15 protein-coding genes are annotated in these 17,378 nt (G+C 54.4%); 13 read left to right on the top strand and 2 right to left on the bottom strand.

The window, feature by feature from the left end:
• The first annotated feature begins 117 nt into the window (after positions 1 to 117).
• Together OKX01_RS07780 and OKX01_RS07785 are read left to right on the top strand one after the other, a co-directional pair.
• Positions 118 to 1,119 carry a DUF3644 domain-containing protein gene (locus OKX01_RS07780; protein ID WP_264672733.1) on the top strand — a complete coding sequence of 334 codons (1,002 nt, stop codon included), beginning with the start codon at positions 118 to 120 and terminating at the stop codon, positions 1,117 to 1,119.
• Between the two features lie 679 nt (positions 1,120 to 1,798).
• On the top strand, positions 1,799 to 2,764 hold the full coding sequence (locus OKX01_RS07785; protein ID WP_264672734.1) for an alpha/beta hydrolase family protein: 966 nt from the start codon (positions 1,799 to 1,801) through the stop codon (positions 2,762 to 2,764).
• Positions 2,765 to 3,016: 252 nt separating this feature from the next.
• On the opposite strand, the gene OKX01_RS07790 is transcribed toward OKX01_RS07785, so the two are convergent.
• Complete coding sequence (locus OKX01_RS07790; protein WP_108727343.1) at positions 3,017 to 3,931, bottom strand: LysR family transcriptional regulator; 915 nt, start codon at positions 3,929 to 3,931, stop codon at positions 3,017 to 3,019.
• Between the two features lie 111 nt (positions 3,932 to 4,042).
• Between OKX01_RS07790 and metE the strand changes: the two genes are divergently transcribed.
• The 5 genes from metE (at position 4,043) to OKX01_RS07815 (ending at position 11,435) form a co-directional block, all read left to right on the top strand.
• Entirely contained in the window at positions 4,043 to 6,334 is a 2,292-nt protein-coding gene (metE, locus tag OKX01_RS07795) for a 5-methyltetrahydropteroyltriglutamate--homocysteine S-methyltransferase (RefSeq protein WP_264672735.1), read from the top strand.
• A 238-nt stretch (positions 6,335 to 6,572) separates the two neighbouring features.
• Positions 6,573 to 7,550, top strand: a complete 978-nt coding sequence (locus tag OKX01_RS07800) for a DUF1852 domain-containing protein (RefSeq protein WP_264672736.1) — start codon at positions 6,573 to 6,575, stop codon at positions 7,548 to 7,550.
• Between the two features lie 29 nt (positions 7,551 to 7,579).
• A complete protein-coding gene (locus OKX01_RS07805; RefSeq protein WP_108728699.1) occupies positions 7,580 to 8,608 on the top strand; it encodes a methionine synthase in 1,029 nt (342 codons plus the stop codon).
• Positions 8,609 to 9,053: 445 nt separating this feature from the next.
• Complete coding sequence (locus tag OKX01_RS07810; RefSeq protein ID WP_094196455.1) at positions 9,054 to 9,701, top strand: TetR/AcrR family transcriptional regulator; 648 nt, start codon at positions 9,054 to 9,056, stop codon at positions 9,699 to 9,701.
• 21 nt (positions 9,702 to 9,722) lie between these two features.
• On the top strand, positions 9,723 to 11,435 hold the full coding sequence (locus OKX01_RS07815) for an acyl-CoA dehydrogenase family protein (RefSeq protein WP_264672737.1): 1,713 nt from the start codon (positions 9,723 to 9,725) through the stop codon (positions 11,433 to 11,435).
• A gap of 108 nt (positions 11,436 to 11,543) precedes the next feature.
• Here the strand turns inward: OKX01_RS07815 and OKX01_RS07820 are convergent, their stop codons facing one another.
• Positions 11,544 to 11,909, bottom strand: coding sequence for a VOC family protein (locus tag OKX01_RS07820; RefSeq protein WP_094196457.1), 366 nt, complete (start codon positions 11,907 to 11,909; stop codon positions 11,544 to 11,546).
• 71 nt (positions 11,910 to 11,980) lie between these two features.
• Between OKX01_RS07820 and OKX01_RS07825 the strand changes: the two genes are divergently transcribed.
• The 6 genes from OKX01_RS07825 (at position 11,981) to OKX01_RS07850 (ending at position 17,375) form a co-directional block, all read left to right on the top strand.
• A complete protein-coding gene (locus OKX01_RS07825; protein ID WP_264672738.1) occupies positions 11,981 to 12,682 on the top strand; it encodes a helix-turn-helix transcriptional regulator in 702 nt (233 codons plus the stop codon).
• Positions 12,683 to 12,902: 220 nt separating this feature from the next.
• Positions 12,903 to 14,120: a zinc metallochaperone GTPase ZigA gene (gene zigA / locus OKX01_RS07830; RefSeq protein WP_264672739.1), complete on the top strand. Its 1,218-nt coding sequence runs from the start codon at positions 12,903 to 12,905 to the stop codon at positions 14,118 to 14,120.
• 62 nt (positions 14,121 to 14,182) lie between these two features.
• A complete protein-coding gene (gene folE2 / locus OKX01_RS07835) occupies positions 14,183 to 15,124 on the top strand; it encodes a GTP cyclohydrolase FolE2 (RefSeq protein ID WP_230018508.1) in 942 nt (313 codons plus the stop codon).
• Between the two features lie 130 nt (positions 15,125 to 15,254).
• A complete protein-coding gene (yidD, locus tag OKX01_RS07840) occupies positions 15,255 to 15,530 on the top strand; it encodes a membrane protein insertion efficiency factor YidD (protein WP_108727350.1) in 276 nt (91 codons plus the stop codon).
• Positions 15,517 to 15,984, top strand: a complete 468-nt coding sequence (locus OKX01_RS07845; RefSeq protein ID WP_264672740.1) for a SufE family protein — start codon at positions 15,517 to 15,519, stop codon at positions 15,982 to 15,984. Before yidD ends, OKX01_RS07845 begins: the two co-directional genes overlap by 14 nt.
• Entirely contained in the window at positions 15,981 to 17,375 is a 1,395-nt protein-coding gene (locus tag OKX01_RS07850) for a dihydroorotase (RefSeq protein ID WP_264672741.1), read from the top strand. The genes OKX01_RS07845 and OKX01_RS07850 overlap by 4 nt, the downstream gene beginning before the upstream one ends.
• Positions 17,376 to 17,378 lie beyond the last annotated feature (3 nt).

Raw genomic sequence — 17,378 nt, forward strand, 5'->3', positions numbered from 1 at the left:
CATCTGGAATACATACTCGTAAAGTATTTCCATGGTCGGCGAGCTGTTCATCTAGGGGCGCTGGGTCGCGGGAACCATGCGAGAGTCAGTACATTTAGGGCGATGGAGGCACGTAGAATGGCTATGGCGCTACACCAGAAGTTTCTTGAGAAATCCCATTCGGCAATGCTTGCCGCTATTGAGGTCTACAACAAGCCCACCTTTTCATACCGTGAAGAGACGTTTTGCATCCTTGCGGTCAATGCTTGGGAACTGCTTTTGAAGGCCAAGCTATTGAAGGATTCCAAGAACGATCCGAAAGTTATCCAAGTGCGCGAGCCGCGCAAGTTGAAGGGTGGGGGCAAGAGCACGAAGCACATGACGGTGAAGAAAAACCGTACTGGCAATCCGATGACCTTGCAGTTAACTGCGTGCATTACTGCCTTGGAAAAGTCTCAAAGTCGTGCCGACCGGGTGCCCCAAGGGGTGTCATTGAATCTTGAGTCTCTAATCGATGTCCGTGACAATGCAACGCACTTCATTGTTGCGAGCTCTCTATTGCAGCGGAACGTGTTGGAATTGGCTTGCGCGAGCGTCCGTAATTACGTTTCATTGAGCAAGACGTGGTTTGACCGCGATTTCTCTAGCTCCCTGTCATTGATGCTACCCGTAGCGTTTTTCCACGGCGCAGATGATGTGGGGGCCGTGGTGGTCACGAAGGACGAAAAGCGCCTTATCGATCGCCTACAGGCGACCGCAACTCAGGCAGTAGCCGACGGTGAGTACCAAGTCGCAGTGCGCGTGGATGTGAGGCTGCATCGGTCTAATTTGGACACGGCGGCTAATGTTCAGGTCACCCGTGATCCCGAAGCCTTGGCAATTCGTCTGGACGAAAATCAACTTATGGCCGCGTATCCATGGTCATATGCAGAGTTGCAGGCTCAGTTGAGACGACGCAAGCCAGACATCAAGTTTAACAACGAGTTTCACCTCATCAAGAAGTCTTTGATGTTGGAAAAGGGGTTGGTGCACTCGAGGCTTCTTGATCCCAACAATCCAAAGGGTAGCAAGAAGGATTTTTACAGTCCAAACATGCGTGATCGAATTTTAGATGTATACGCAGATCAAGCCGGTCACTAAGCAATGGTATTTTTCATGGCATTGATGATGATATTTTTAATCAATTGATATATAAATAAAAATTATCGCTATTAATGTTCGAGTGGGAATGATCCCCCGTCTGGCACGGCCAGGCATCTGAAGGCATAAAAAGCCGCTAAGCCCGCGTAATTGCGGGATTTTTTGTGTTTGGAGTGGTGCTGCTCGGCAGAGTGAGTCAGTTTCAAACATAAGTGTTGCTGTTTCTCTGTTTTCAAGCAGCTCCCCGTCTTGCCTGTCTTTTCTTTTGGCTGCTTATCAATTTCATTGCTACGCGAAGGCGCCCAGGCGGTGGGCAGCTCGGTGTGAGCACTTGTCTGCATTTCTGACTCGGCGTGTTCTTACCCTTCAGGAACTGTTGTGCGTCGTCTTCGCCAAAGAAAGGCCTCCTTTGGGTTTCTGTCACCCAATGCCAATAGCGGGCTGTTTGGCGTCGGAAATGGTAATAGGGTAGTGCGACATCGAGGTCTGCGATCCATGCCAAGAGCTTTGCGTAGCGAGGTGGGCCAGGTATAGGCACCTATCGTCGCGGGGTGAGCTGCGTTCAGACAGAGTGAAATTATTTAGCTCCCTGTGAACAGCCTACATCATGAGCAAATAGGTAAAAATCGAAGTCCAGCTTTGCGCTAAGGATGATTCATATTCAGAATAAAATACATAAATGCATCCTCTAAAACTTGTTCTTGCTGCTGCTTTGAGCTTTACGACGATCTTTGCCCATGCGGCTGGCTTTCATCGTCTTGAAATTCCGGCCGAATCGGATAGTCCTGCACTAAAAGGTGCTGTCTGGTATCCATGTTCGCAGCCTTTGGAGGAGGTAAAGATTGGTCCTTACGTCATGTCCGTTGCCAAGGATTGCCCAGTCGTCGGTCGCCATCTTCCGCTCGTGGTGATCTCGCACGGTTGGGGTGGCACGTTCCTTGGTCATCGGGGCATTGCCGAGACCTTGGCGAATGCGGGTTTTGTCGTTGCCGCCATTAATCATGGTGACAACGCACTGAATCCAAGGCGTTACGGAGACCTGTCTGTGTTGGTCGAAAGGCCAACTGATATCAGGCGTTTGATTGACTTCATGCTTGACTCATGGCCCGATGCGCCCAAGCTTGATGCCCAGCGTGTCGGTTTTTTTGGGTTTTCACGTGGCGGCTACACCGGGTTGGTTAGCATCGGTGCCAATCCACTTGGTGAGTTGTTATGCAAACACAAAGACAACCCGGCCTGCGAGCAGGCGAAACAGGGGGAATTGCTGACACTTACCCATGATCCGCGCATCAAGGCTGCCGTGGTCGCTGATCCGCTCAGCGATTTTTTCACGGTTGAGAGTTTCAAAAATGTGAAGGTGCCGGTGCAACTCTGGCGCTCTGAGCAGGGTGGTGATGGCGTAACGCCCGAAAGCGTTGCTGCCATCGCTCACGCATTGTCAGAGAGAGTCGAGTTTCATACCGTGGCTGCTGCCGAACATTTTGCTTTCTTAGCGCCGTGCCCTCCCGAAATGGCGAAGCGGGCCCCCGAAATTTGTTTAGATCCCCCTGGGTTTGACCGTCAGGTCTTCCATACGGAACTCAACAGCACAGTGCTTGCTTTCTTTCGCAAGAATCTCGCTAACGATGAAAAGCCAGTTCCCTGATTGTGTTGGCGCATACGATCGTTGAAAACGGCAGTGATGGTTTCATGTTAATGGGTGTGCAGGATACGGAATGCCTCATCCTAGCAAGCTGACAGATCGCTATTGTTCTTTGGCAACGTCAGGCCCTCAATCTTGCCAAACGAAACCTAATATCCTGGACGCTGACAATCGGATTATCCCGCCGAGGGCTTGTAACGAGGCCACCCCGCTCATTGGCAGCCCATCTTATGCCTTAGCGTTGACTGCCTGAGCTTAGGCGTTAGGACTGCTTGGCACGCCGTCCGGCCCAGCCCCCCGAGCCAGATCCATAAACGCCTGCAGATAATCAATCACTGCTTCCGTTTCCCTCATTCCCAGGAAAATTTGCTTGGCGATGCCGTGCTTGCCCAGCTTTACCGGCACCACATCCAGTTTCTCTGCATACTCCTGCACCAACCATCGGGGTAGGGCTGCGACCCCTCGTCCACTGGCTACCATCTGCATCATGATGTCTGTTGTCTCAATCGCTTTGTGGCGTCGTGGGGCGATGCCTGCAGGTAGCAGAAACTGGTTGTAGATATCCAGCCGATCTATGTCCACCGGATAGGAGATCAGCACCTCCCGGTCCAGGTCCTTGGGCTTGGCATAGTCCACGTTCGCCAGGGCATGGTCTTTATTGACCACCAGTACCTGCTCGTAGTCGAACACGGGCTCAAATTTCAAACCGGGTTTATAGAGCGGGTCTGGGGTGACCAGCAGATCAATTTCATAGCCAAACAGCGCGCCGATGCCGCCAAACTGGAATTTCTGCTTCACATCCACATCCACGTCTGGCCAGGCGCTGAGATACGGCGAGACGATCTTTAGCAGCCATTGATAGCAGGGGTGGCACTCCATGCCGATACGCAGTGATCCTCGCTCGCCTTGGGCAAACTGGCCCAGGCGTTCTTCGGCCAGATCCAACTGGGGCAGGACGCGGTTGGCAACGGCCAGCAGATACTGCCCAGCTTGCGTCAATTGCAGGTTGCGGCCTTCGCGGCGCCAGATTTCGGTGCCCAGTTGCTGCTCCAGTTTTCGCATGGTGTGGCTAAGGGCGGATTGGGTAACGTGCAGCACGCCGGCGGCGGCGGTCAGGGAGCCTTGCTTGTCAACTTGCTGGACGACGGCCAGATGGATGCGCTCTAACATGATACGTGAATGATATTCATGGATTGGTGAGATAAGACCATTTTACTTCATTGATTGGGCTTTCTACAATGCAAGTCATTCTTTAATCCACTGGCCTATTGAGAGCAGCACATGACGACGATTCATAATCTTGGCTTTCCGCGCATTGGCGCCAAACGGGAACTGAAGTTCGCCTTGGAGTCCTACTGGAAGGGCGAGTCTTCGCGTGACGAACTCAAGGCTCTGGGTGCCCAACTGCGCCAGCGTCATTGGGAGAATCAGGCCGGACTGGATCTGGTGCCCGTGGGCGATTTCTCTTTTTACGATCAGGTGCTCGATGCCAGCTTCTTGCTGGGCAACTTGCCTGAGCGTGTTCAGGGCTTTCAGGGTGACGAGCTGGATAACTACTTCCGCGTAGCACGGGGTCGTTCGGCCAAAGGTCTGGAAGATCACGGCGCCTGCTGCGGTGGTGTGGCTGCTGGTGAAATGACCAAATGGTTCGACACCAACTATCACTACATCGTCCCTGAATTTACGGCTGATACCCAGTTCAAGTTGGATGCCTCGCATCTGCTGGAGCAACTGGCGCAAGCCAAGGCGCAAGGCGTGAACGCCAAGCCTGTGATCATTGGCCCCGTGACCTATCTGGCACTGGGCAAGGCCAAGGATGAATCCAACAAGCTGGCCCTGCTGGATCGCTTGTTGCCTGTGTATGTTCAATTGCTGGATACGCTGGCCAAAGCAGGCGTGGAGTGGGTGCAGATTGATGAGCCTATTCTGGTTACCGAGCTGGATGCCGATTGGCAGCAAGCGTTCAAGACCGCTTATCAGCAGTTGAAGTCTGCTGACGTGAAGTTGCTGGTCGCGACGTACTTTGGTCAGCTGCTGGAAAATGCCGCTTTGGCAGCCAATTTGCCTGTTGCCGGTCTGCATGTGGATGCCATCAACGATCGTGATGGCGTGGAGGCATTGCTTAAGCTTTTGGGTGACGAGAAAGTCTTGTCTCTGGGCGTGATCAATGGTCGCAATATCTGGAAAACAGATTTGACCGCCGTGCTGGACTGGGTTGAGCCTATCGCCAAGCAATTGGGCGATCGTCTGTGGATTGCTCCTTCCTGCTCGCTGCTGCATGTGCCAGTTGATCTGGACAGCGAACAACAGTTGGATGCCGATGTGAAGTCCTGGTTGGCCTTTGCCTTGCAAAAGCTGGACGAACTGCGCGTATTGGGCAAAGCCTTGAGCCAAGGCCGTGAGGCTGTCAAGGAGGAGCTGGCCGAGAACCTGGCCGCGTTGACGGCCCGTCGCAACTCGCCTCGAGTGAACAATCCTGCAGTGAAGGCGGCGGTGGCTCGCATTTCGGCCGAGCTGGGCAAGCGCAAGAGTGCTTACGCACAGCGCGCTTCCAAGCAAGCTGAGTTCTTGAAGTTGCCTGCATTCCCCACCACCACGATTGGTTCTTTCCCGCAGACGGTAGAAATCCGTCGTGCTCGTAGCGAGTTCAAGGCCGGTCGTCTGGACGAGAACAGCTACCAGGCCGCCATGCGTGCCGAGATTGAGCGCAGCGTGCGTGAGCAGGAAAAACTGGGTCTGGACGTGTTGGTGCACGGCGAAGCCGAGCGCAACGATATGGTCGAATACTTTGGTGAGCAACTGGACGGTTACGCATTCACTCAGTTTGCTTGGGTACAGTCCTACGGTTCGCGCTGCGTGAAACCACCCATCCTGTTTGGTGACATCAGCCGCCCTCAGGCTATGACGGTGGAATGGATTACCTACGCCCAGTCGCTGACTCAAAAACCCATGAAGGGCATGTTGACCGGCCCCGTGACGATTTTGAATTGGTCCTTTGTGCGTGATGATCAGCCTCGTTCGGCTTCTTGCCTGCAACTGGCGCTGGCCATTCGCGAAGAAGTGCTGGATCTGGAAAAGGCCGGTGTGCATGTGATCCAGATCGACGAAGCTGCCTTGCGTGAAGGCTTGCCGCTGCGTAAATCGCAATGGCAAAGCTACTTGGACTGGGCGGTGGAGAGCTTTCGCATCGCCGCCAACGGCGTGGGTGACGAGACGCAAATCCATACACACATGTGCTACTCGGAATTCAACGACATCATTTCCTCCATCGCGGATATGGATGCGGACGTGATCACCATTGAAACCAGCCGTTCGGACATGGAGTTGCTGGAAGCCTTCGAGAATTTCCAGTACCCCAACGAGATTGGCCCCGGCGTGTACGACATTCACTCGCCCAATATTCCGACCGAGCAGCACATTGTGAATTTGATGAAGAAAGCCGCCGAGCGCGTGCCAGCAGAGCGTCTGTGGGTGAACCCCGACTGCGGCCTTAAGACGCGTCAATGGGCTGAGGTGATTCCGGCTTTGACCAATATGGTGGCGGCAGCCAAAGTCTTGCGGGCAAGTGCCTGATTGAGTCGGGAACCGTTTTGGCGGTGAGTCCCGGCCAAAGCCGGGACTTTTTTTGGAGGCGATTCAGCACTGTTTTCTGGTTTTACCAGGAAGAAGAGGGCAAACAGTGTGGCCCCAGCAGTCGGCCAGACAATCAGCGCAAGGCATACATAAATAAGATGAATTTATTTTTATACATCAACGTATTAACTAAAAATAAATTCGAGATTGAAATCAGAAATCAGGGCATACATAAAAAATGAATAAAGAATTCGCGTTTAGCATCAAAAGCATTCGTTTTGATGAAAACTACCGTCCATCCAATAACACACGCATCACCACCAACTTTGCCAACTTGGCCCGGGGTGAAAGCCGTCAGCAAAACTTGCGCAATACCCTGGCAATGATTAATAATCGCTTCAACAATCTGGCACATTGGGACAATCCTAATGGCGATCGTTATTCGGTCGAACTAGATATTGTCTCTGTTGATATTGATGTTGAAGGTAATGGTTCCACTTTCCCTACCATTGAAATCCTGAAAACCAATATCGTCGATCACAAAGAAAACAAGCGTATCGACGGGATTGTCGGCAATAACTTCTCTTCGTATGTGCGTGACTACGACTTCAGCGTGGTTCTGCAGGAGCACAACAAGAACAAAAATGGCTTCAGCGCCCCGGAAGGCTTTGGTGATTTGCACGGCAAACTGTTTAAGTCTTTCGTGAATTCTGCGCTGTACCAAGAAAACTTCAACAAGTCCCCCGTGATTTGCCTGAGCGTGTCCAGCAGCAAGGTCTACCACCGTACGGGGAACCAGCATCCGGTATTGGGCATTGAGTATCAGCAAAATGAGTTTTCGCCTACGGATGAGTACTTCGCAAAAATGGGACTGCGGGTTCGCTATTTCATGCCCCCAAATAGCGTTGCGCCCTTTGCTTTTTACTTCCGTGGTGATTTGCTCAGTGACTACACGAATCTGGAATTGATCAGTACCATCAGCACGATGGAAACATTTCAGAAAATCTATCGCCCCGAGATTTACAATGCCAACTCGGCCGCAGGAATGCGCTATCAGCCCAGCCTGAAAAATTCCGATCACTCGATCACGCAAATTGTCTACGATCGCGAAGAACGTAGCCGTCTGGCGGTTGAACAGGGCCGGTTTACCGAAGAAAGTTTTATCAAGCCATACAAAGTGATTCTTGATCAATGGGCAGCCAGTTACGCGCTTTGATTCATCAAAAACAACAAGGTTATTTAATTATGAAAAAATTGCTACCCACCTCCACCGCTGGCAGTTTGCCCAAACCCTCCTGGCTTGCTGAACCCGAGAAGCTGTGGTCGCCCTGGAGACTGGACGGTGAGGACCTGGTCGAAGGCAAGAAAGATGCACTGCGTCTGTCCCTGCAAGAACAATTGCACGCCGGTATCGACCTGATTAGCGACGGCGAACAAACCCGCCAGCACTTCGTCACCACCTTCATCGAGCATCTGGAAGGTGTGGACTTCGAAAAGCGTGAGACTGTGCGTATTCGTGACCGTTACGACGCCAGTGTTCCTACCGTTGTGGGTGCCGTGACTCGTCCCAAATCCGTGTTTGTGGATGATGCCAAATTCTTGCGTCAGCAAACCTCGCAGCCGATCAAATGGGCGCTGCCTGGCCCCATGACCATGATCGATACGCTGTACGACAACCACTACAAGAGCCGTGAAAAATTGGCTTGGGAATTTGCCAAGATCCTGAACCAGGAAGCCAAAGAGCTGGAGGCTGCAGGCGTGGATATCATCCAGTTTGACGAGCCCGCTTTCAACGTGTTTTTTGACGAAGTGAACGACTGGGGTATTGCGACTCTGGAACGAGCCATTGAAGGTCTGAAGTGCGAAACCGCTGTGCACATCTGCTACGGCTATGGCATCAAGGCCAACACGGACTGGAAAAAGACGCTGGGTTCGGAATGGCGTCAGTACGAAGAGTCCTTCCCGAAGCTGCAGCAATCCAAGATCGACATCATTTCCCTGGAATGCCAGAACTCCCATGTTCCTATGGATTTGATCGAACTGATCCGTGGCAAGAAAGTGATGGTTGGCGCCATTGACGTAGCCACCAACGTGATCGAAACCGCTGACGAAGTGGCCAATACACTGCGCAAGGCGCTGAAGTTTGTAGACGCGGACAAGCTGTACCCCTGCACCAACTGCGGTATGGCACCTTTGCCACGTGCCGTGGCTCGCGGCAAGTTGCACGCCCTGAGCGCCGGTGCTGAAATCGTTCGTAAGGAACTGTCGGCCTGATAGGCTTGATGCCTGCACGCTAGCTCGTTCAGACTGCCCTCAGCAAACAGTATTGATGGCTTTGCCATCGCTGTGACTGGGGGCAGTTTTATTGGGGCGACTGATTGTGTTGATCCTTCCATGTGCGCCGGCCTTGGCAACATAATGCAGCGTGTTTCGGAGGTCTGCTGGGGGCCTTGGGTTTGTTTCTTCAGTGCTCCTGGTGTTAAGGCGGGTCGGGCATAAAAGGAGGACAGACGGGGGAAAGGGCAGAGCAATGCGTAACTCCACTGCCCAAACGCCAAACCCTACGCCCTAGGGACTGGGTTTCAAATAACAGATGGTCCCGAGCAGCCTGCAATGTCAGTAGGCGAGTCTATTTACACCCCTGATTAAAGAAATTCTTGTCCATGGCAAAGAAATGAACTAGGATTCACTCATGTAATGAATTTTGGTTCACTTCTTTATGGCCTACCGTCAAACCCCCGCCGTTCAAGCCCGTCTGCAAGACAATCGCAGCCGTATCCTGGAAGCCGCTCGCGCTTTGGTCAGTGAAGGAGGCTGGCAGGAAGCGCAGGTGGCCAGTGTGGCAGCCGCTGCCGGTATTGCCACGGGGACGGTCTATCGTTACTTCCCCTCCAAAGCCGAGCTGTTCGCGCAAGTCCTGTCGCTGGTGTCCCAGCGGGAGGTCGATGTACTCACGGACATTGCACAGGCCGATGGTTCTTCCATGTTGCGCCTGCATGCCGCTGTCTCCACTTTTGTGAAGCGCGCCATGCGTAATCCTCGTTTGGCCTATGCCTTGATTGCCGAGCCTTGCGACAAGGAAATCGACGCGGCTCGTCTGGTGTACCGCGCCGCGATCAGCCAGGTCATCCACTCCATTGTTTCCACAGGCCAGGACGCGCAGGAAATGCGCCAGGATGTGCAGCCCGATATTGCGGCGACCGTCATTGTGGGCGGTTTCATGGAAGGGTTGATTGGCCCGCTTTCTCCTTTAAGCCGTCAGCAGCACGATGGCACGGACAGTTACCAGCGCCAAGTGGCCGCGCTGGCTGACCAGATTGCCCAGATGGCGTGTGCCAGTGTGGCAGTCCTTTCTGCCACGTCTTAGAAAAACAGTTTGGAGACAACCATGAACCAGCCGCTTTCCCCCAGCATGTTGAATACGCCCGAGGATCGTTACAGCACACATCAGGTTTTGAATCAGGCCTTGCCCGCCAGTGGTTTCAATGCTTTTACAGGCGATCAGGTTTTACGTGATGCCATCAGCCGTGAAGCCCCTTGGGCCGCATCGCGCTGTCAGGCTTTGGGGGCGGTAGCTGGTGATGAGAATGTGCAGGAACTGGCTCGTTTGGCGAACCGCCATATTCCTGAGCTTAAAACGCATGATCGCTTCGGCAACCGGATTGATTGGTTGGAATTTCACCCTAGCTGGCATGAGTTGATGGGCCTGGCCTGGCAGCACGAGGTGCCCAATTTAAGCTGGCGTACCCAAGAGGCAAACGGTCACTTCGCCCGCGCCGTCTTGTCCTATCTGTGGAATCAGGTGGAGCACGGTACGGGCTGCCCGACTGGCATGGCTTATGCGGCTTATGCCGGTTTCGAGGCCGAGCCTGCTTTGGCGATCTGGGCGGACAAGCTCAAAGGGACACGCTATGAATACAGTCGCCGCGAAGTGGGGGACAAGCCCTCGGTGGTGATTGGTTATGCGATGACAGAAAAGCAGGGCGGCTCAGATCTGCGCGAGACACAGACGACCGCGCGCTTCTCCCATAGTGTGGATTATCACGGTGCCACGGCGCATTGGTATGAGCTGACGGGGCATAAATGGTTTTGTTCGGTGCCGCAGTCCGATGGTTTTTTTACGCTGGCCAAGGTCAATGGGGATGTCACGTGTTTCTTCTTGCCCCGTACCTTGCCGGACGGCAGCTATAACCGTTTTCTTGTGCAGCGTCTGAAGGACAAGGCGGGTAATCGCTCCAACGCATCCAGTGAGGTGGAATATGCGGGCACGCTGGCAATTCGGGTAGGGGAAGAGGGGCGCGGTATTCGGGAAATTCTGTCGCACTCGCATTTGACACGTCTGGATTTTGCGATTGGCTCGGCGGGGTTAATGCGGCAGGCGCTGACCTTGGCCCTGCGTCACACCACATCACGCATGGCTTTTGGGACCTCTATTGCCGACCGCCCCATGATGAGCAATGTGCTGGCGGATATGGCGGTAGAAGTGGAAGCGGCAACCTTGATGTCCTTGCGAGTCGCCAAGGCCACTGACCTGATGCAAGGCAGTGAACACGAAAGGCTGCTGGCGCGGGTGGTCACGCCTGCGGCTAAATACTTCAATTGCTCGCGCGCGCCCTCTATTGCGAACGAGGCATTGCAGTGTCACGGCGGCAATGGCTTTATTGAAGAAAACCCCATGGCTCGTGTGTATCGAGAGTCCCCCTTGAACAGCGTTTGGGAAGGGACGGCCAATATGATGTGTATGGATGTGCGGCGCGCCATGATCAGAGATCCGCTCACGGTGGAGGCGGTTTTCAATGAAATCAGACCCTTGGCCGGGCAAGACAAGCGCTTCGATGCCCTGGTACAGCACACTGAACGTCTGGTGAGAGCCGCGATTGAGGATGAGTTCCTGGCCCGCCCTATGACCGAAGCCGTCGCCCGTGTTTTGCAGGCCGCTGAGCTGTTGCGCTATAGCCCGCAGGAAGTGGCGGATGTGTTTTTAAGTACGCGTAGTTCCGGGGAGCTTGGAACTTGGGGGGCGCATTACGGCACTTTGGGAATGACAACGTCCTTGTCAGTCGCGCAGAAAATCATGCGTAGAGCGATGGTGGCAGATTGATTGGTGCGGCTTACTAAGTATGGAGTGAGCAAAGGGCTATCAGGACTAAGTCTTGGATAGCCCTTGTTGCTTGATCTTGGCGGCTTTGCAGGCAAGGCAGCTTCCGTTTTACGCTGCCGTGCAGACCCTTAGTCGGTGCCCATCGGGATCCAGAGCGACAAATGTGCGCCCAAAAACGGCTGTCTTGGGTTCCTGCTCTATGGGGATACCCGCTGTTACCCAGGTTTGATGCCGTTGATCAACAGCCGCATCATCGTCTACTAAAAAAGAGAGCTCGGAGCGATGGCCGGTTCCGGATGATACAAAGCTGGCTGCCTGGGTAGACCACAAGCCCAGCGTCAAGCCCTTGTTCAGCTCAAAGGCGACATAGGTGGGGAAGGATTCAGCAGGCGCTTTTTGTAGCAGTTTTTCGTAAAAAAGGCGGCTGGCAGCGGGGTCTTGGACGTAGAGCAGCAAAAGATTTGGGTGATTCATGATCGCTCCAACATGGTTATTAAGCAGATCATTATGGGTGACCATACTGCCAAAAAATGGCAGTATCTAGCATGGCCCGAGCGGAACGACTTCTTTCCCTTTTACAAGTGCTACGCCGACATAAGCGTCCGGTGAGCGGTGCGCGGCTGGCTCAAGAGCTGGGCATCAGCATTCGGACGCTGTATAGAGATATTGCTTCCTTGCAGGCACAAGGTGCTGATATAGAAGGGGAACCCGGTGTGGGTTACGTGCTGCGACCTAGTTTTATGTTGCCCCCTTTGATGTTTTCTCAAGCGGAGCTGGAGGCCTTGATACTGGGCTTTCGCTGGGTAGAAAAGTTCGCGGATGAACCGCTGACCAAAGCGGCTGGCGATGCCATGGCCAAGATTTCGACGGTCTTGCCGGATAGCTTGAGAGACAGTCTGGACAGTACCGCTTTACGGGTTGGGCCCAGGGTGATTCAGGATGCTGAGCGTGTTGATCTTGGCATTGCGCGTACAGCGATTCGTTTGCAGCGCAAGCTGCGCATCACCTATATAGATGGGGCAGGGCAAGAATCGGAGAGAGTGATCTGGCCTTTTTCCTTGGGCTACTTTCAGCACTTTCGGATTCTGGTGGGCTGGTGTGAATTGAAAGGGGATTTCCGGCACTTCCGCACGGACAGGATACGAGGATTGGTCAGTCTGGAAGAGTCTTATCCTCGGCATCGGGCTGATTTGTTCAAGCAGTGGCGCGAAATACAAACAGAGCTAAGCTATGTGCCTGACACCTGACACCTGACACCTGACACCTGACACCTGACACCTGCTTCTTGTTTCCTGATCCCTGCTACGCCGCTTTGTGAGAACCAGTTTCTCCGTCCTGCGCTTCAAGCCCTCCTTACAAGAGGGTTTTTTTCTGGTTTATTATTGTTATGTTATAACATCTCATAATTGGTGAGAATCCTTTGCAAGGAACCGCCCATTGATGGCTCAAGGACGAAGAGAAATGACGATGAACCCCGATAACACGCCGGTCGATCCCTCGGCACGCATTCCCGTAACGGTTTTGTCCGGTTTTCTGGGAGCGGGCAAGACGACTTTGCTGAACCACATCCTGAACAATCGCGAAGGCCGCCGTGTCGCCGTCATCGTGAACGATATGAGTGAGGTCAATATTGATGCCGCTCTGGTCCGTGATGGTGGGGCGGAGCTATCGCGCACGGATGAAAAGCTGGTGGAGATGAGTAACGGCTGTATTTGCTGCACCTTGCGTGAGGACTTGTTGCTGGAGGTGGGCCGTCTGGCCAAGGAAGGGCGTTTTGATCAACTGGTCATTGAGTCCACCGGTATTTCAGAGCCGCTGCCCGTGGCTGAAACCTTCACCTTTGAAGGCGAGGATGGTCGTTGCCTGGGTGAGGTCGCTCGTTTGGATACGATGGTCACGGTGGTAGACGCTTTTAACTTTCTGCGCGATTACAGTTCGCAAGACAGTATTCAGTCCCGTGGCGAATCCCTGGGAGAAGACGACGCGCGCACCGTTGTGGACCTGTTGATTGAGCAGATCGAGTTCTGTGATGTGCTGGTTCTGAACAAGATTGATTTGATCAGCGAACCAGAGCGTGAACGCCTGATGGCAATTCTGAATAGCCTTAATCCCCGTGCTCGTATTGAAACAGCCGAGTTCGGCAAGGTGCCCTTGGATCGCGTACTTAACACCGGTTTGTTCGATTTTGAAGAGGCATCCAAAGCCCCCGGTTGGTTGCAGGAATTGCGTGGCACTCACACCCCGGAAACGGAGGAGTACGGCATAGGCAATTTTGTGTACCGCGCCCGCCGCCCGTTCCATCCGCAGCGTTTTCTGGAGCTCGTTGAAAGCGAATGGCCCGGCGTGGTGCGTTCCAAAGGCTTTTTCTGGTTGGCGAACTTCCCGACCTTGGCCGGTTCCTGGTCACAGGCGGGTGCGGTGGCTCGCTATCACGTGGCGGGTTACTGGTGGGCTTCCATGCCGCCCGAACGTTGGCCGGAAGACCCCGAAGCGGTAGCCCTGATCAAGGAAAAATGGGATGAGCGCGTCGGGGACGCGCGTCAGGAGCTGGTTCTGATTGGCATGGATATGGACGAGGCCGCATTGCGTGCCCGTTTCGATGCCTGCCTGTTAAGTGATGAAGAAATGGCCAGCGGTCCCAGCACCTGGACAACATGGACGAATCCGTTCTCAGACTGGCCTTGATGGAATGAGGTCTTGCCTAGTCCCTGTCGGCTTGGGCAAGACCTTTTGATTGGATGTTGAGTATGACTGTTGTCCTTCCCGACCCGGCTTTGAACGATTCCACTTATGGCCTGACTCCGCTGTCCTGGGTGGGCATGGAGGGAATCGATTTACCTATTACCGTGGTCGAACCGGGCTATACGCGCCAACTTCATGCGCGTGTCGATGCCCAGGTTGATTTGCCGCTGGCACATGTGAAAGGGATACACATGTCCAGGCTGTATCGCTTGCTCAATGACGTGCCACCAGAACAGGCCTTGTCGCTGTTGGGGCTGCGGCGTCTTTTGCAAAGCATGGTGGATAGCCAGGAGGACTGCGGCACGCGCAGTGCGCGACTGGGTTTCAGCTTTGATTTATTGCTGCGACGGCCTGCCCTGGTGACGCAGGACTTGGCAGGATGGAAGTCCTATCCCGTTGTGCTGGAAGCCCGTCTCGTGGACGGCAGTTTTGTGTGCAAAATGCAGGTTCAGATTGGCTATTCGTCGACCTGTCCTTGTTCCGCTGCGCTGGCTCGGCAATTGATTGAACAGGGCTTTATGCAGGCCTTTGGACGGCAGCCTGACTTGCGTGCTGAGGAGGTAGCGGCCTGGCTGCACAAGCACGCCAGCCTGGCTACTGCGCACAGCCAGCGCAGTCAGGCTCTGGTTCAGGTTCAGGTATCGGAAGATAGCGAGGATTTCGGATTTTTAGCCTTGATTGATCGCGTCGAGAAGGCACTGGCAACACCTTTGCAAACGGCCGTCAAACGGGCCGATGAGCAAGCCTTTGCGGCCTTGAATGGCCAGAATCTGATGTTTGTGGAGGACGCGGCGCGTCGTATAGAAGCGGCCTTGGTGGACTATCAGAACGCTGGCATTCAGGTCCGCCATCTGGAGAGTTTGCACCCCCATGATGCGGTGGCGTTTAAAACGCCTTTGATGACAGAGACGCCTTTTGCGCGATTGAACGGGGGCGTGGCGTCATGAGTGTTTTAGTATTTATCAATCCTTGCCAAACACTACTGCACCCTCACGCGTCCTTGCCGCTGGAGAGGACAAACCAGATCACGATTAATCCGTCTGAGCGAGTGGTTCGCTTCCGTGTATCGGAGCGGCGATGAAAACCTTTCTTGCCTCTGCCCTGATCTTGCTGGTTCGCGGCTATCAGCTTTTTATCAGCCCATTGCTGGGGCCACGTTGCCGCTTTTATCCGACTTGTTCGCAATATGCGATCCAAGCCTTGCAGACGCACGGCCCACTCAAAGGAAGCTGGCTGGCCGCACGGCGTATTGTCCGTTGTCACCCCTGGCATCCGGGCGGGCATGACCCTGTTCCGGCTCGTGGCGATCAGGGTAGCCAAACGCCCAAGCATTCAGGAGATGGCCGTGGATAAGGGGGCAGTACCAGAAGAGTCCATACTCCAGGCGCAGCAATCCATTGTGGACAGTTTCCAGTGCCTGGGTAGCTGGATGGCGCGCTACGAATATCTGATTGATCTGGGACGCTCCTTGCCGGACTTCCCAGAAAAATGGCGTACGCAGGCGAACCGCTTGCATGGCTGTCAGGCACAGGTCTGGATGATCTCTGAATTGCGTGATCACAAGCTGTTTTTTCAAGCTCGTAGTGATTCCGCCATCGTCACCGGCTTGTTGGCGTTATTGATGAAGGTGTATTCGGGGCGTTTGCCTGAAGAAATCCTGTCCCATCCCCCTGACTTTTTACAGGCAATTGAACTGGAGCAGCACTTGTCACCGAATCGTGCCAATGGTCTGTTTCACATGATGGAGCGGATTCGTTTGGAGGCGCAAGCCGCTTTGGATGCAGAAGCCGCAAAGGCAAAACAATGACACCAGCAATCCCGAAGGCCCCTCTCTCCCGGACCGCAGAAACGACCAAGCGGCATAATCTGCGCCATGCTGATTTGCTGCTCTGTGGCGGTACGGTAATGACCCCTAACGGGGCCGAGCCTATCGATATCGCCTGTGTGCAAGGTCGGATTATGGCTCTGGGCGATTTGCAGCCCGGCTGGAGTGCGGACTGCGTGCTGGACCTTACGGGGCTGCACGTATTGCCAGGGGTAATCGACAGCCAGGTGCATTTCCGAGAGCCGGGGCTGGAGCACAAAGAGAATCTGGAAGCGGGGACACGGGGCGCGGTCCTGGGCGGGGTGACGGCGGTTTTCGAGATGCCCAACACCCATCCCTTGACCTTGGGAGCCACTGACTTGCAAGCCAAGCTGGACGCCGCCCAAGGCCGTAGCTGGTGTGATCACGCCTTTTATATCGGTGGCTCTGCCTTGAATGCCGAGTCTTTGCAGGAATTGGAGCAGCTTCCAGGCTGCGCAGGCATCAAGGTCTTTATGGGCAGTTCCTTTGGAGACCTGTTGGCGGATGAGGACGACGTCTTGCGTCGCATCTTGCGTCATGGCCGTAGACGGCTGGCGGTGCATGCGGAGGATGAGGCCAGGCTGCATGAACGCAAACAGATCGCTCTGGATAGCGGCGACGTGCGCCAACATCCGGTTTGGCGTGATGTGGAAAGTGCCTTGAAGGCGACCCAACGCATTGTTCGTCTGGCGGCAGAGGTGAATCGCCGCTTGCATGTGCTGCATGTGTCCACCGCAGAAGAAATGCAGTTTCTGGCCGCCCACAAACACCGCGTGACCGTAGAGGTGACCCCGCATCATCTCAGTTTGCAAGCCCCTGAATGCTATGAGCGTCTGGGCAGTTTGGCGCAAATGAATCCGCCGGTGCGCGAGCAAGCTCATCAAGATGCGCTGTGGCAGGCGATCCGCTCGGGTGTGGTGGATGTCATTGGTAGCGATCACGCGCCGCATACCTTGCTGGAGAAATCCCAAGCCTATCCCGCTTCACCCAGCGGCATGACCGGCGTGCAGACCTTGCTACCCGTGATGTTGAACCATGTCCATGCAGGTCGCTTGAGTCTGCAACGGCTGGTGGATTTGAGCAGTACCGGGCCTGCCCGGATTTTTGGTCTGGAAGGCAAGGGACGCATCGCTGTGGGCTTTGATGCGGATTTCAGCATTGTGGATTTGAAGGCACGCCGCCGTATCCGCAATGACTGGATTGCCAGTGTCAGCGGCTGGTCTCCCTACGACGGTATGCCCGTTGTAGGCTGGCCAATTCACACCATTGTGCGCGGCCATTGTGTGGTTCGTGATGAAGCCTTGGAACGGCAGGCGCAAGGCAGGCCGCTGCGTTTTCTGGACGTCCCTTAGCCG

The sequence above is a fragment of the Alcaligenes sp. SMD-FA genome, assembly GCF_025960365.1.
Classification (GTDB): domain Bacteria; phylum Pseudomonadota; class Gammaproteobacteria; order Burkholderiales; family Burkholderiaceae_B; genus Alcaligenes; species Alcaligenes aquatilis.

Bases quoted from the DNA above. Each gene is read 5' to 3' on its own strand.
- OKX01_RS07780 (WP_264672733.1), top strand. From the start codon at position 118: ATGGCTATGGCGCTACACCAGAAGTTTCTTGAGAAATCCCATTCGGCA.
- OKX01_RS07785 (WP_264672734.1), top strand. From the start codon at position 1,799: ATGCATCCTCTAAAACTTGTTCTTGCTGCTGCTTTGAGCTTTACGACG.
- OKX01_RS07790 (WP_108727343.1), bottom strand. From the start codon at position 3,931: ATGTTAGAGCGCATCCATCTGGCCGTCGTCCAGCAAGTTGACAAGCAA.
- metE (WP_264672735.1), top strand. From the start codon at position 4,043: ATGACGACGATTCATAATCTTGGCTTTCCGCGCATTGGCGCCAAACGG.
- OKX01_RS07800 (WP_264672736.1), top strand. From the start codon at position 6,573: ATGAATAAAGAATTCGCGTTTAGCATCAAAAGCATTCGTTTTGATGAA.
- OKX01_RS07805 (WP_108728699.1), top strand. From the start codon at position 7,580: ATGAAAAAATTGCTACCCACCTCCACCGCTGGCAGTTTGCCCAAACCC.
- OKX01_RS07810 (WP_094196455.1), top strand. From the start codon at position 9,054: ATGGCCTACCGTCAAACCCCCGCCGTTCAAGCCCGTCTGCAAGACAAT.
- OKX01_RS07815 (WP_264672737.1), top strand. From the start codon at position 9,723: ATGAACCAGCCGCTTTCCCCCAGCATGTTGAATACGCCCGAGGATCGT.
- OKX01_RS07820 (WP_094196457.1), bottom strand. From the start codon at position 11,909: ATGAATCACCCAAATCTTTTGCTGCTCTACGTCCAAGACCCCGCTGCC.
- OKX01_RS07825 (WP_264672738.1), top strand. From the start codon at position 11,981: ATGGCCCGAGCGGAACGACTTCTTTCCCTTTTACAAGTGCTACGCCGA.
- zigA (WP_264672739.1), top strand. From the start codon at position 12,903: ATGAACCCCGATAACACGCCGGTCGATCCCTCGGCACGCATTCCCGTA.
- folE2 (WP_230018508.1), top strand. From the start codon at position 14,183: ATGACTGTTGTCCTTCCCGACCCGGCTTTGAACGATTCCACTTATGGC.
- yidD (WP_108727350.1), top strand. From the start codon at position 15,255: ATGAAAACCTTTCTTGCCTCTGCCCTGATCTTGCTGGTTCGCGGCTAT.
- OKX01_RS07845 (WP_264672740.1), top strand. From the start codon at position 15,517: ATGGCCGTGGATAAGGGGGCAGTACCAGAAGAGTCCATACTCCAGGCG.
- OKX01_RS07850 (WP_264672741.1), top strand. From the start codon at position 15,981: ATGACACCAGCAATCCCGAAGGCCCCTCTCTCCCGGACCGCAGAAACG.